The organism is Acinetobacter sp. 1542444 (assembly GCF_000581835.1).
In the GTDB taxonomy this organism is placed as follows: domain Bacteria; phylum Pseudomonadota; class Gammaproteobacteria; order Pseudomonadales; family Moraxellaceae; genus Acinetobacter; species Acinetobacter pittii.
On record NZ_JEYA01000005.1, the window covers coordinates 126,411 to 140,276 of the forward strand.

The 13,866-nt window shown below is 41.7% G+C and carries 9 protein-coding genes and 4 tRNA genes; 4 read left to right on the forward strand and 9 right to left on the reverse strand.

The window, feature by feature from the left end; genetic code table 11:
* Positions 1-163 precede the first annotated feature (163 nt).
* Together J580_RS17915 and J580_RS17920 are read left to right on the forward strand one after the other, a co-directional pair.
* A complete protein-coding gene (locus J580_RS17915) occupies positions 164-1,411 on the forward strand; it encodes an SfnB family sulfur acquisition oxidoreductase (RefSeq protein ID WP_032005124.1) in 1,248 nt (415 codons plus the stop codon).
* Positions 1,412-1,443: 32 nt separating this feature from the next.
* Positions 1,444-2,694, forward strand: a complete 1,251-nt coding sequence (locus tag J580_RS17920) for an acyl-CoA dehydrogenase family protein (RefSeq protein ID WP_005301987.1) — start codon at positions 1,444-1,446, stop codon at positions 2,692-2,694.
* 32 nt (positions 2,695-2,726) lie between these two features.
* On the opposite strand, the gene abeM is transcribed toward J580_RS17920, so the two are convergent.
* On the reverse strand, positions 2,727-4,073 hold the full coding sequence (gene abeM, locus J580_RS17925; RefSeq protein ID WP_032005125.1) for a multidrug efflux MATE transporter AbeM: 1,347 nt from the start codon (positions 4,071-4,073) through the stop codon (positions 2,727-2,729).
* A 32-nt stretch (positions 4,074-4,105) separates the two neighbouring features.
* Positions 4,106-4,567, reverse strand: a complete 462-nt coding sequence (locus J580_RS17930) for a DMT family transporter (protein ID WP_032005126.1) — start codon at positions 4,565-4,567, stop codon at positions 4,106-4,108.
* Between the two features lie 116 nt (positions 4,568-4,683).
* Between J580_RS17930 and hemW the strand changes: the two genes are divergently transcribed.
* Positions 4,684-5,838 carry a radical SAM family heme chaperone HemW gene (hemW, locus tag J580_RS17935; RefSeq protein WP_032005127.1) on the forward strand — a complete coding sequence of 385 codons (1,155 nt, stop codon included), beginning with the start codon at positions 4,684-4,686 and terminating at the stop codon, positions 5,836-5,838.
* 46 nt (positions 5,839-5,884) lie between these two features.
* On the opposite strand, the gene J580_RS17940 is transcribed toward hemW, so the two are convergent.
* The gene (locus J580_RS17940) at positions 5,885-6,640 is read right to left on the reverse strand and encodes an SDR family oxidoreductase (RefSeq protein WP_032005128.1); all 756 of its coding nucleotides are present in this window, start codon (positions 6,638-6,640) and stop codon (positions 5,885-5,887) included.
* A 112-nt stretch (positions 6,641-6,752) separates the two neighbouring features.
* Between J580_RS17940 and J580_RS17945 the strand changes: the two genes are divergently transcribed.
* The gene (locus J580_RS17945) at positions 6,753-7,649 is read left to right on the forward strand and encodes a LysR family transcriptional regulator (RefSeq protein ID WP_032005129.1); all 897 of its coding nucleotides are present in this window, start codon (positions 6,753-6,755) and stop codon (positions 7,647-7,649) included.
* Positions 7,650-7,712: 63 nt separating this feature from the next.
* On the opposite strand, the gene J580_RS17950 is transcribed toward J580_RS17945, so the two are convergent.
* The 6 genes from J580_RS17950 to J580_RS17975 all read right to left on the reverse strand — a co-directional run bounded on the left by J580_RS17950 (position 7,713) and on the right by J580_RS17975 (position 13,617).
* Positions 7,713-7,788, reverse strand: a tRNA-Lys gene (locus J580_RS17950).
* Positions 7,789-7,810: 22 nt separating this feature from the next.
* Positions 7,811-7,886: transfer RNA gene (locus tag J580_RS17955), tRNA-Lys, on the reverse strand.
* A gap of 22 nt (positions 7,887-7,908) precedes the next feature.
* Positions 7,909-7,984: transfer RNA gene (locus J580_RS17960), tRNA-Lys, on the reverse strand.
* Between the two features lie 22 nt (positions 7,985-8,006).
* A tRNA-Lys gene (locus tag J580_RS17965) sits at positions 8,007-8,082 on the reverse strand.
* A gap of 184 nt (positions 8,083-8,266) precedes the next feature.
* Complete coding sequence (locus tag J580_RS17970; protein ID WP_032005130.1) at positions 8,267-10,108, reverse strand: long-chain-acyl-CoA synthetase; 1,842 nt, start codon at positions 10,106-10,108, stop codon at positions 8,267-8,269.
* Positions 10,109-10,299: 191 nt separating this feature from the next.
* Positions 10,300-13,617 carry an Rne/Rng family ribonuclease gene (locus J580_RS17975; RefSeq protein ID WP_032005131.1) on the reverse strand — a complete coding sequence of 1,106 codons (3,318 nt, stop codon included), beginning with the start codon at positions 13,615-13,617 and terminating at the stop codon, positions 10,300-10,302.
* Positions 13,618-13,866: the final 249 nt, after the last annotated feature.

Sequence of the window (13,866 nt, forward strand, 5' to 3'; positions counted from 1 at the left end):
TGTAAGAAAATTTTCGAAAAACAAAATGTTATTTTTATAGTAAAAAATATGAAAAGCTTGTGAAAATCTATTTCATAAACAAAGCTTTAATATCTATAAAGTGCCTGTTTTTTTGGTGGTAATGTGAATAACAGGTTAAATAAAAATAGAGATAACAAAAGTTATGACAAGTTTAAGTTCGGCCCATGGGCGGTCTCAGGCGGTTCCTTTATCTGTGTTTGAGCAGTCAAAAGATGCGCATATTATTCGTTCTGATGAAGAGGCAATTGAGCTTGCCAAACAACTTGCTCAAGAGTTTGCACAAGAAGCATCTGAGCGAGACAGAGAGCGCCGTTTACCTTTAAACGAAATTCAACAGTTCTCACAAAGTGGCTTATGGGCTATTACGGTTCCCAAGCAATTTGGTGGTGCCCAAGTTAAATATCGAACCTTGGCTGAGGTCATCAAAACAATTGCGAGTGTTGATCCATCTCTTGCACAGCTTCCCCAAAACCATTTAGCTTTTATTGAGCATTTACGCCTTGATGCGAAACCTGAACAACAACAGTTTTTCTTTAACTTAGTGTTGAGGGGGATTCGTTTTGGCAATGCCTTTTCAGAAAAGCATAGCAAAACGGTGGCTGACCTCACTACCACATTACGAAAGACCGAGCACGGTTATGAAATTAATGGCAAGAAGTTTTTTGCAACTGGTGCATTGCTTGCGCATTGGGTTCCAATTGTTGCTGTAAATGAACAGGGGCAGTCTTACGCGGCACTTGTCCCTCGGGAAACTTCAGGAGTTAATATTATTAATGACTGGTCTGGCTTTGGACAACGAACTACGGCCAGTGGAACTGTTGAACTTAATCAGGTTCCAGTACGTGAAGAATATCTAATTCCGATTTATCAGGCTTTCGAACGTCCTACTCCAGCAGGTGCAATTTCACAATTTATTCAAGCTGCTGTTGATGCTGGTATTGCACGTGGTGCAATTGAAGAAACAATCCACTATGTCAAAAATCATAGCCGTGCATGGGTTGATTCAGGTTTAGAAAAAGCGAGTGATGATCCATATACGATTGCAAATATTGGTGATTTAAAAATAAAACTGCGTGCGGCAGAAGCGGTATTAGATTTAGCAGGAGATGCGATCGATCAGGCGATTGCCGACACGACAGAAGAGCATGTAAACCAAGCGACATTACTGGTTGCTGAAGCAAAAGTACTCACTACAGAAGTTGCGATTTTAGCAGCGAATAAGCTTTTTGAGTTGTCTGGAACAAGATCGACCTTATCAGAGCTTAATCTGGACCGTCATTGGCGTAATGCTCGCACTCACACCTTGCATGATCCAGTGCGTTGGAAATATCACATTGTCGGTAATTACTACCTCAATGGTGTTCATCCACCTCGTCATGCATGGAGCTAAAGTGAAGAAAAAATAAGATTAGGAGAATAAAGATGACAATTACCCAAATTGAATTAGAAGAGCTATCGGTAGGCGCCGATTATGAAAAGGTAGCAAGTAGATTTCGTCCAGTTTTTGAAAAAATTGCCCAAGGTGCAATTCAACGGGAAAAAGAACGAATCTTGCCTTTTGAACCGATTCAGTGGTTAAAAGAACTCAAATTAGGTGCAGTACGGGTGCCCGTTAAATATGGTGGAGATGGGGTGTCATTACCGCAACTTTTCCAGCTTTTAGCAGAGTTAGCACAAGCAGACTCGAATATTGTGCAAGCTTTGCGTGGACACTTCGCTTTTGTTGAAGACCGTTTAGTGGCTCATAAAGAGCATTCGCAGGAAGTCTGGTTTCAGCGTTTTGTGCAGGGTGATTTAGTTGGGAATGCATGGACCGAAGTTGGAAATGTGCAAATCGGTGATGTCGTTACCCGAGTAACCAAAGATGCTTCGGGCAACTTGGTAGTGAATGGTGAGAAGTACTATTCAACGGGAAGTATCTTTGCAGACTGGATCGATTTATTTGCTTACGATGAAGTAAATGACCGCCACGTGATTGCTGCTATTTATCGCCATGAAACGGGCGTGAGTGTGATTGATGATTGGGATGGCTTTGGTCAAAAGACAACGGGCAGCGGTACTTTAAAAGTACATCAGGTTCATTTACCGGCTTCGCACCTTATTCCATTTGACCAGCGTTTTAAATATCAAACTGCTTTTTATCAGGTCGTCCATCTTGCAACTTTAACGGGTATTGCACATGCGGCAGTAGAAACTTTTAGTCAAGAAATACGAGAGCGAAAGCGTATTTTTAGTCATGGTAATGGTGACCTTGTCCGTCACGACCCACAAGTTTTACAGGTGGTGGGTAAAGCCTCTGCTCAAGCCTATGGAAGTCTAGCAATTACGATTAAAACAGCAGAAGCTTTACAGAAGGCTTACGAAAGTCACTTTAGTGAGTTAGAAGTGAAAGAACATCAGTTTAATGTGGATGCAGAGCTTGAGTCGGCGCAAGGACAGGTGGTGATTTCTAATTTGGTACTCGATTTAACCAGCCAATTATTTAATGCTTTAGGCGCATCGGCAAGTAGTCAGGTCAAACAACTCGACCGTTTCTGGCGTAATGCACGGACTGTGTCTTCACATAATCCACTCATCTATAAAGAAAAGGTGATTGGAGATTGGGAAGTTAACCGTACAGATTTACCGTTTGTCTGGCAAATTGGAGCAAGCCCGCGGGCAAAGTCTGCATAGTGAAAAAAAGCCGATATTTATCGGCTTTTTTATTAGGTTTGACTTAAACGTTTAGTGTTTAAATAAAGCCTTGAAAGTAATAAAACACAAGCAATGCTTAAACCAATAATCAAGCCTAGCCACACACCAGCTACACCCCAATGGGTATAACGTGCTAAATAAAGTCCGATAGGGAACGCAATCACCCAATATGCCATAAGCGTAATCCACATCGGTGCTTGGGTATCTTGCATACCTCTTAAACAGCCTGCGGCACTCACTTGCAATGCATCCATCAACTGATAAGCCATGGCAAACCAGAGTAAATACATGGCAACAGGAACCACATCTATATCTTGAGTATAAACCGAGACAATTTGTTCACGACCTAGGGCAATAAAAGACATGGTCAATAAGGCAAAAAATATTGCTGTGCTTAGACCAATTTTTTGCACTTGGTACATCGAAGCCCAGTTCTTTTCACCATAATAGGTTCCCACGCGAATAGTTAAGGCAATCGCAAGTGAAAGCGGGATCATAAACAGCACAGAGGTAACTGAAATTGCAACTTGATGCGCTGCAATAAAGACTTCACCTAGTGGGCTAAGTACCAATGCACCTGTACTAAAAATACTGACTTCAAAGAACACGGCTAAACCGATGGGTAGGCCAAGCTGTAAGATTCTTTTTACCCAAGTCAGGTTAATTTTATCAAATCTGCTAAAAATAGACGTGTTTCTATAAGCCGAAGCTTTATAAATATAGCCAGCTAAAGTAATTAGCATGAGCCACTGTAAAATGGAGGTTGCAAAACCACAGCCTGCGCTACCTAATGCAGGTATTGGCCCTAATCCATGCATAAAAATCATATTAAGAGGAATCAAAACCACTAAGGCCAGTAAGCTAATGACCGTTACAGGACGTGGATGGCCTAAAGCCTCAGAATAACCGCGTAGGGCTGCGTACATGGTCACAGCTGGCATGCCTAAACCAATCGCATGTAAAAATAAACTTGCTTTAGGCTGTAAGCTTTCTGGTACGCCAAACACATGTAAGAAAAATGGCATAAGCTGCAAAATGAGCATAGCCATTACGCCTAAAATGATGGCGACCCATAACGATTGACGGACAATGACAGGAATTTGTTCTGTATTTCTTGCACCCTTTGCTTCAGCGACCAAAGGTGTCGTTGCAATCATAATGCCACTGAACAGGAGCATGACTGGGATCCATAAGCCCACACCTACCGCAATTGCTGCTAAATCGGTTGCAGATAAATGCCCAGCCATAATAGTGTCAATTAACCCAAATCCCGCTTGAGCAAACTGGGTAATTAAAATCGGTAGCATTAAGTGGAAGAGTTGTTTTAATTCAGACCGAAAAGATGTGACATTCGACACAAAAGGTACTCTTTTTAAATATAAAAATGAAGCTAACGTTGTAAAGTGAGTAACACACCGACAAAGATGATCACGCCACCAAGAAACCGTTGCCATGTAACAGGTGTCTTTTCTGTACCTAACCAGCCAAAATGGTCAAGCAACATTGAAATGACCAATTGCCCAAAAACGACTAGCCCTGTAAAGGTTAAAAAACCAAGTTTAGGTGCAGTATAAATGCTCATGCTGATTGCATAAACCCCAAGAAATCCTCCCGTCCAAAGAAGCCATGGAATATTTGATATTTCACTTAAAGTGGGCTTCTCGGCACTTTGAAAGAAAACCATAATGGCTAAAACAATTGTACCTATGAAAAATGATAATAAAGCTGCCTGCAAGGGTGAGTGTAGTTGCTCGCGCAGTTGAGCATTGATTGCAGTCTGAAAAGCCATGGCAACACCGATTCCCATAGCTAGAGGTAAGATCAGGAAAAGTTGACTAGAGAATTTCATCATTTTTATCAATATTTAAGTATGTTTAAAGACAGTCTAAAGCAATTAAGGTATGTTTTCATAAGCCCATTGATGCAGTCATGTTAAAATAGAAATATTGTGTAAATTGGACTTGCTCCTTGGCCGTATTAAATCCTGCTTCTGTTCCTTTATCTTTATATATCCATATGCCTTGGTGCGTGCGTAAATGTCCATATTGTGACTTTAACTCGCATGCCGTACCAGATGGAGCGCTTTCGGCAGAACTCGAGCAAACCTATTTAAAAGCATTGGTGGCCGACTTTGAAACTCAAGTTGAGATGGCTCAGGGACGTTCAATTCATAGTGTATTTATTGGTGGTGGAACGCCTTCACTTATTTCTGCTAAAGGCTATGCGTGGCTGTTTGAACAGCTTAAGTCATTGCTCAAATTTGAAGATGGCTGTGAAATCACCCTAGAGGCAAATCCCGGAACACTAGAACATGATCCGTTTGCAGGCTATTTAGACGCAGGTATTAACCGTTTATCGATTGGTGTGCAGACTTTTAATACAGAGCACTTGCAAAAGCTTGGGCGTATTCATTCAGCCAACAATGCTATGGATGCAATAGAGCAGGCACGACAAGCAGGCTTTAAGCGAGTTAATGTCGATTTAATGCATGGCCTACCTGAGCAAACGCTAGAGCAAGCACTTTATGATTTAAAGATGGCTGTAGAGCATGGCGCGACACATATCAGTTGGTATCAACTGACTATTGAGCCAAACACAGTATTCTTCCGTACGCAGCCCGTTTTACCTCAAGATGAAGTGCTAGAAGATATTCAAGAGCAGGGTGAAGCTTATCTAAAAGCCAATGGTTTTATAAATTATGAAGTGTCGGCTTGGCGTAAAGAGCAGCCTTCAGCTCATAATTTAAATTATTGGGAATTTGGTGATTACCTTGCAATTGGTGCAGGAGCACATGGCAAAGTAACCCGACCAGATGGCGTGTATCGTTTCCAAAAGACTCGTTTACCGAAAGACTATTTGGCTAAGGTTCCAGCCGAACATTTGCAAATGAAAAAGATTGAAGCAGAAGAGCTACCTTTTGAATTTATGATGAATGCTTTACGTCTAAATGATGGGGTAAAAGCTGAGTTATATGAGCAGCGCACAGGTTTAAGCCTAGATCACTTAAATGGGGTACTCACTTCACTACGAGCTAGAAAGCTATTGGTAGAGGATCATTCTTGTTTGGCTTGTACAGAGCAGGGGCATATTTTCTTAAATTCGGTACTAGAAGAGTTCTTATAAAGAAGCAAATTAAAAAGCCGCACATTGAGATGCGGCTTTTTTGATTTTAGCGAGTGGTATAGCCGCCATTTGCAAAAATTGTTTGACCTGTAATCCACCAACCTTCGGTTACCAGAAAGCGAACTAAAGGTTCAATATCTTCAATTTTGGTGAGTCCACCTAAAGCTGAAGCTGATTTATGGTAAGCCACTGCTTCGGCAGACTCCTGGCCATAAAAGAAAGGTGTATCCATTGGGCCTGGTGCAACAGCAGTCACGGAAATCTGGCGATCACCAAATTCTTTTGATGCAGCACGTGTGTAATGCTCAACAGGTGCTTTTAAACCTTCATAGGTTGAATAGAGTCCAGTGTAGGCTGCAAGAAGAGACGTCACGATTGAACAAATCTTGCCGCCGTCATTTAAATGACGACCTGCCGATTGAATAAAGAAATAGGCAATTTTTGAGTTGATATCGCTCATGCTATCAAACTCTTGTTCTGTGGTATCTAAAAAAGATTTCTTTAAAACCTTTCCAACTGTATTAATGGCAATATCAATTCCGCCAAAATGCTGCTTAGTGTCTAAGAATAGCTTCTCGATATTATCAATATCCGTTAGGTCTGCCTGAATTAAAACGGCATCTACACCGAATGCTGTTACATCTGCAAGTGTCTGTTCTGCATCTGCTTGAGTTTCAGCGCTATTGTAGTGAATCGCGATTTTGGCGCCTTGTTCTGCAAATTTACGGCTAATCAGTCCACCTAAGTTTTTTGCACCGCCTGTAATCAATACAACTTTATCTTTAAGAGTATGAGTTGTCATGATGGTTGTTCCTATGCTGACTTGTTTTAATGTGTTTTTAGTCTAGATTGGCGGTAATTTTTGATCAATTATGCTAGTTTGGTTTAACTATTCAAAAAATACGAACAATTAAATGGATCGGTTGCAGCAATTTTTTATTTTTACAGAAGTCGCTAAACGACAAAGCTTTAGTGAAGTGGCGAATCAGCTTGATTTGCCTCGTTCGACAGTGACGAGCGCAATTCAACAGCTAGAAACTCACTATGGAGTACGCTTATTTCATCGTACTACGCGTAAAGTAAGCCTTACCCAAGATGGACAACGAATATTACCTGAGTGTCAAAATCTATTATTTGATTATGAACAGCTCGAACAGCTTATACAGGCACAAAAGCAGCATTATCGTGGCACGCTAAAAATTTCAATGCCCAGCCGAATCGTGCATCAAGTGATTATTCCTGAACTGCCCGATTTTTATAGCCGCTATCCAGATATCCATTTACAACTTCATAGCTCTGATGACATCACTGACTTAATCGAGAAAGGAATCGATTGTGTTGTTCGGGTGGGGCAGCTAGATAATAGTAGTTTAATTGCGAAGTTCGTTGGTAACTTGATTATGGTGAACTGTGCAAGTGCTGACTATTTAGAACAGTACGGTATTCCTGAACAATTAGAAGATCTATCTCAACACAAACTCATTAACTATGCGGGAGCAGTAGGAGAAAAACAGGGCGTATTTTTATATCAAGATGGAGCTGTGATGATGGATAGTGCTTTAAGCGTAAATAATACGGAAGCCTATATTGCAGCGGCTATTGCAGGTTTGGGAATTATTCAACTTCCATACTACGATGTTCAGGATAAAATCGAGCAGGGAACTTTAGTTGAAGTACTAAGTACCTATACCGCTCAATCACTTCCACTTAATATTTTATATCCGAACCGGAGTTATATTCCTAAACGTTTGGAAATCTTTATGGAATGGGCTAGGGATGTTCTATATAAGAAGTGCATCGTCATCTTTTAGTCATAAAATTAAAATACATTAACAATAAAAAAAGCCTCTCGAACTGAGAGGCTTTTTAGAATTTGGTGGGTCGTCCGCGACTCGAACGCGGGACCAACGGATTAAAAGTCCGCTGCTCTACCAACTGAGCTAACGACCCAAATAGGTTCAAAACAGATAAGTGGTGGGTCGTCCGCGACTCGAACGCGGGACCAACGGATTAAAAGTCCGCTGCTCTACCAACTGAGCTAACGACCCAAATAGGTTCAAAACAGATAAGTGGTGGGTCGTCCGCGACTCGAACGCGGGACCAACGGATTAAAAGTCCGCTGCTCTACCAACTGAGCTAACGACCCAAATAGGTTCAAAACAGATAAGTGGTGGGTCGTCCGCGACTCGAACGCGGGACCAACGGATTAAAAGTCCGCTGCTCTACCAACTGAGCTAACGACCCTGAACAAACATTCAAATATCATTTGAATGTGAAGTGCAAGATAACTAAAAGTTTTCTAACACCACCTTTGTTTTGATGTCGCGTATTTTAGCAAGTTATTCAACTAACACAAGAGGAAATTTAAAAACATTTGCATGATTGCCTATAAAAAGCACGATTTCCTCTTGTTTAGCTAAAAAATGAACTAAAAACGGTATTTATATGCCTGAATGTTGTCAAAAATTTCAGTTGTGATGTCACAGTAACTGCTTGCACCAGGCAATAAAGCGAGTAAACGTTCAGAAGTTTTGCTTGGATTAAACGCATCTTCCTTCAATTTATTCTTTTGGTACTTAAAAGTACCTGTGGTTTCAACTTTAGCTTGTATACGTAAAAACACTGGTACCGCATAAGCAGGTAAGCATTTTTTAAATACAGTCACCATTTCTGTTAAATCAGCGTCATTTAACTCGGCACCATCAGCAAGTGTGATTGCTGCCATACCTGCACGACCATTGGTATTTGGAATTTCTACACCATAAACGACAGCTTCAGCGATCTTGTCATATTCACACACCATGTTTTCAACTTCGGTGGTAGATACATTTTCGCCTTTCCAGCGGAAGGTATCACCTAAGCGGTCAACAAACTGGGCATGACGGAAACCAATATTACGAACAAGATCACCTGTGTTGAAATATGAGTCACCTTTTTTAAAGACATCTTGCATAATCACAGATTTATTCTTTTCTGGGTCGGTATAGCCATCAAATGGAGAGCGACTGGTAATTTTTCCTACCAATAAACCGACTTCACCTGCTTTAACTTTTTTACACCAGCCATTTTTATCGCGTACAGGCTCATTCTTTTCTTTATCAAATTGAATGACTGCATACGGCATAGGGGAGAAGCCTACCGTATTATCAAAGTTGAAAATATTACTAAAGCCGACATTGCCTTCACTTGAAGCATAAAGCTCTAGAACTTCTTCAACACCAAAACGCTGTTTGAACTTATCCCAGATGTTTGGACGCATGCCGTTACCAATCATTTTGGTTACACGGTGAGCACGGTCAAGCTCTGTAGTTGGAGCATCCATCAAGTAACGGCAAAGTTCACCTACATAACCGATTGCAGACGCATTGAACTTCTGAACATCTTTCCAGAAAGCACTGGTTGAATATTTACGTCGAATGGCAAGCGTAGAGCTTCCTGCAATCACACCACACCAGCACACCACCACACCTGTTGCATGGTACAGCGGCAAAGTGACATACATCACATCATCTGGGCCAAGGTTTAAAATGTGGCCGTAAGTGCCATAGGCAAGTGTCCAGCGGCTATGTTTAAAAATAACTGCTTTTGGTAAGCCCGTTGTACCCGAAGTATAAATATAAAACAGACCATCATTTCCATGAACAGAATGTGTGGTTGATGGATTGAATTTCGGGAATTGTTCAATTTCTATTGCAAGATTGGTATAACCTTGAGGTGCTGTTCCTGCATCTTGACGAGTAGCCTGATCTGCAAACCAGTGGAAACGGTCTTTAGGAACGTTTAAGTCTTGACGAATTTCATCGATTGCAGCACGGACCTCTTCGCCCGCAATGACTGCAATTGGTTTTACAAGATTGATACTATGAGCGAGAACTTTACCGACTTGCGATGTATTTACAAGCGCAATCGTTACCCCAATTTTAGCTAAGCCCACAATAGTGGCAATAAGCTCAGAACGGTTCTCAACCATTACGGCAATCACATCGCCTTTACGTGCGCCGAGAGATAAATAATAGTGAGAAATCTGGTTAGCCCATTCATTTAAAGCTTCATATGAGTAACTTTGATCTTCAAATAATAAAGCAATACCTTTCGGATTTCGCTTAACAGCTTTCTCAAAAGCTACACCTAATCCAGTTGGTGTATTTGCTGTTCTTAAATAAGCCTGTTTAAGACCATTCAGGATATGGGGTACTTTGGGAATGAAGCTAGGAAGTCTGGTGGCAACATCCCCAAGCGTAATGATATCGGTCTGTGTTGTCTGGCTCATATCAATCCTATTTATTTTTCGATCAATCCAAAAAAGGTTGCGTTGGCAAAAGTACAGTATTTTTCATGGTTCACCATGCTTTTAAAACTTTTCTTCTAGTGCAATCAACCTAATTGGTTAAAAATAACAAAAAAAACCTAGTCATCGAAATGACTAGGTTTGTTTAAATTAGCTGCAATTGAGCAAATGATTTACTCAGCTACAGGATTTGCTTTCTTTGGTGGACGACCGCGAGGGCGACGAGGACGACTTGGTTTGTCCTTATCAGCTTTAGAATCTTCCGATTCACTCTCGGCAGGAGCTTCAGTTGGCTCTACAGCTTGTTCTGTAGCTGCTTTGGCTTTTGCAGCTGCTTTTGGCTGTTTTGCAACCGGAGCTTCTAATACAGGTTCAGCTGGTGTCTCTTCTACATTAGCTACTACTTCAACTTGCTGATCAAGCTCAAGCGGTTGTTGTTTTGATTCAACAGGTGCTTGTGTTTCAGCAGTAGGAGCAACAACGGCTTCTTCCACAGTCTCAGCTACAGGGGCAGCTTCTTCTGGTGCAGAATGTTGTTGTTTAACTTGCTCAAAAGCTTGTTCAGCTGCAAGTTTCGCTAAACGACGGCGTTCACGCGGATCATTAGCAACTCGTGGTGTCGCTTCTTTTGGTGGCGTCAACGGAAGTACTGGTGCAGGTTCTGCTTCTTGTGAAGGCTTATTGCTTGGAAGCTCGGCATCACGAGTAACAGGCTTTTTGTCTTCAGCTTCAGATGCGACTTCAGTCACTAGAGTACTTGCATATTGCTCTGCAAATTTCTGCAATGCACGATTGAATGTTGGAACTAAACCAAACTGTTCAATCAGTACTGTGCAGTCTTCACCGTAAACATGACGGATCAAGCTACCAATTGTATATTGCGCCAACGTTGGAATTTGCGATGGGGCAATTGATGGTGCAGCAGTTTTAGCACGTTTTGCATTGCGTTGTTCACGGCGACGCATACGAGGATCATTACTTGCACGTTGAACTTGCGGTTGAGTTTTCTCAGCCTTTGGTTGAGGAGCTTCTGCTTCAGCAGTTACCGTCTCTTCCACTGCCACAACTGGTGCTGGAGCTGATTCTTGAGTAGCTTCAACAACAGGTGCTTTTTCAGTGCGTTCAACAGGTTGCTCAGGCGTTAAAGCAATAATTTCGCTTTGTGCTTGATCAACATTGATGACTAAGGCTGTATTCATGACTTCATGCTGTGGAGCATCAATCAAATCAACCTTAATTTGTTTTTCATCAACAACTGCTGGTGCTGGCGTATTTTGATTTTCATTTAATACGCTTGGATCGCGGTGGCGATTCGGGCGGTTTGGACGTTGTTGATTATTACGGTCACGACGCGGTACAGCATGTTCAGCTTGTTGCCCATCATTTTGATGTTGCGCATGCGGCTGATCTTGTTGTTGACGCTTTTGTTGACGTTTTAATTCACGTTGCTCTTGGCGTGATAACTGTACAACTTCTTCATGAACCTGTTGTTGCTGTGGTTCTTGATTGTGGTGATGTTGTTCACGTTGCTCTTTGTGCTTACGTTTTTTGTTGTTTGGACGCTGCTGTTGTACTTTATCGTCTTTTTCAACATTCTCACGTGCTTCCTGCTTAACAGGAGATTGAGAAATATAAGCATTGTTAGATGGAGCCGAAGTAACTTCAGCAACTGCTGGTGCTACAACTTGTCCAAACTGCCCACGGCTAACAGCGCCAGTATTCACCATTTGTTCAATTGCGGCAGCAGCATTTTGTGCTGAGCGAGATTGATCAACTGTTTGAGCTTGTTTTTGAACAAAAAGGTTTTCTAACCATGCACAAGGGCTTGCTGCTTTTTGAGCGCTTGCCTGAGCAGCAGGTTGAGCTGCTTGATTTGCTTTCTTTTGGTTGGCTGCGTTATTGGCAGCAGGGGCTGCATGAGTATGGCCATGATCAGCTTCTTCTAAATGCCATTCAGAAGATTCATAACCTAACTCTTTTTCACTTGAACGAGTTGCTTCAGTACGTTCGTAGCTAGATGGGGCAAATCCATCTGGATTGTACTGAATTTCGTAGTGAGGTGTTTCTAAGTGCGGGTGAGGCAAAACAGTCACACGAACACTAGAAGTTTGTTCTAAATAAACAAGACTATGACGTTTTTCATTGAGCAAGAATGCCGCAATTTCAACAGGTACTTCTACTTGTACTTCACCATGACGTTCACGAAGCGCGATCTCTTCTACTTTACGCATAATAGAAAGCGAAAGTGAGCGTAAGTCACGAACCATGCCTGTACCATGACAGCGAGGGCACACATAACCTGTTGCTTCTTCAAGAGATGGACGTAAGCGTTGACGGCTCATTTCCATTAAGCCAAAACGAGAAAGTTGGCCAAACTGAATACGTGCGCGATCGCTTTGAGTTGCTTCACGAAGTTTTGCTTCAACCATGCGTTGGTTGCGCTCTTTAGTCATATCGATGAAGTCGATTACAACTAAACCACCAATGTCACGAAGACGAAGTTGGCGAGCAATTTCTTCTGCTGCTTCTAAGTTAGTATTCAGCGCAGTTTCTTCAACGTCATGTCCACGAGTTGATTTCGCAGAGTTAATGTCGATTGAAACTAAAGCTTCAGTCTGGTCAATTACGATTGAACCACCAGAAGGAAGTTTTACTTCACGTTCATAAGCAGTTTGAATTTGGCTTTCAATACCAAAATGAGCAAACAATGGCTCGTTTAAAGTATAAGTTTTAAGTTTGTCTAATTGACGAGGCATCACTGCTTTAACAAAGTTATAAGCTTCGTTATAAGCCTGTTCGCTATCAATTAAAATTTCTGCAACATCATCACGTAAATAATCGCGGATAGCACGAGTAACAACACCAGCTTCTTGATGAACCAGCATTGGAGAAGGACCAGAGCTCGCTGTACCTTGGATTTGAGCCCAAAGGTCAAGCAAATGCTGTAAGTCTAACTGTAATTCTTCTTGGGTACGGCCAATACCAGCGGTACGTACAATAACGCTCATACCACGTGGTAAATTTAAAGAAGCTAAAATTTCTTTTAATTCTTCACGTACAGAACCTGAAATTTGACGACTAATACCGCCACCTTTCGGGTTGTTTGGCATAAGAACCAAATAACGTCCTGCAAGTGAAATAAATGTAGAAAGGGCCGCACCTTTATTGCCACGTTCTTCTTTTTCGACTTGAACAAGTAATTCAGTACCTTCAGTGATAAGTTCACGAATGTTTGAAGTTTGTCGTGGGTCTGCTTGGAAATAACTGTTAGCAATTTCGCGCATAGACAAGAAGCCTTGACGGCCTGCGCCGTATTCAACAAAAACAGCTTCTAAAGAGGGTTCTACGCGGGTTACATGGCCTTTATAGATATTGGATTTTTTCTGTTCTCGGGTACGATTCTCTAAATCAAAATCGTAAAGACGATTACCAGTGATAAGTGCAACGCGGACTTCTTCTGCGTGAGTTGCATTAATCAACATACGTTTCATGGGTGTGACACCTAATAGTGACCCACACAAACATATCGCACAAACTTAAAGGTTCTGAACGAACATCGAACATGACGGATCATTTCCCAGATCTCAAAATATTTGTGGTCTGAGTCATCTGTTACCGGCTACATTTAGCCTTAGCTTCGATTCTCGTCTGTGATGTAGGCAATACTGCTTCAACCTTTAAATCGGACTTCCTTAGTGCTTCACTGGCGGGGGAGCGGGGCATTGGTTAATGACTTTCAC

What these genes read in the sequence shown, in the direction of transcription:
- J580_RS17930 (WP_032005126.1), bottom strand. Translation starts at nt 4,567, where the DNA reads ATGATGAAATTCTCTAGTCAACTTTTCCTGATCTTACCTCTAGCTATG.
- J580_RS17970 (WP_032005130.1), bottom strand. Translation starts at nt 10,108, where the DNA reads ATGAGCCAGACAACACAGACCGATATCATTACGCTTGGGGATGTTGCC.
- J580_RS17975 (WP_032005131.1), bottom strand. Translation starts at nt 13,617, where the DNA reads ATGAAACGTATGTTGATTAATGCAACTCACGCAGAAGAAGTCCGCGTT.
- J580_RS17915 (WP_032005124.1), top strand. Translation starts at nt 164, where the DNA reads ATGACAAGTTTAAGTTCGGCCCATGGGCGGTCTCAGGCGGTTCCTTTA.
- J580_RS17940 (WP_032005128.1), bottom strand. Translation starts at nt 6,640, where the DNA reads ATGACAACTCATACTCTTAAAGATAAAGTTGTATTGATTACAGGCGGT.
- J580_RS17945 (WP_032005129.1), top strand. Translation starts at nt 6,753, where the DNA reads ATGGATCGGTTGCAGCAATTTTTTATTTTTACAGAAGTCGCTAAACGA.
- J580_RS17920 (WP_005301987.1), top strand. Translation starts at nt 1,444, where the DNA reads ATGACAATTACCCAAATTGAATTAGAAGAGCTATCGGTAGGCGCCGAT.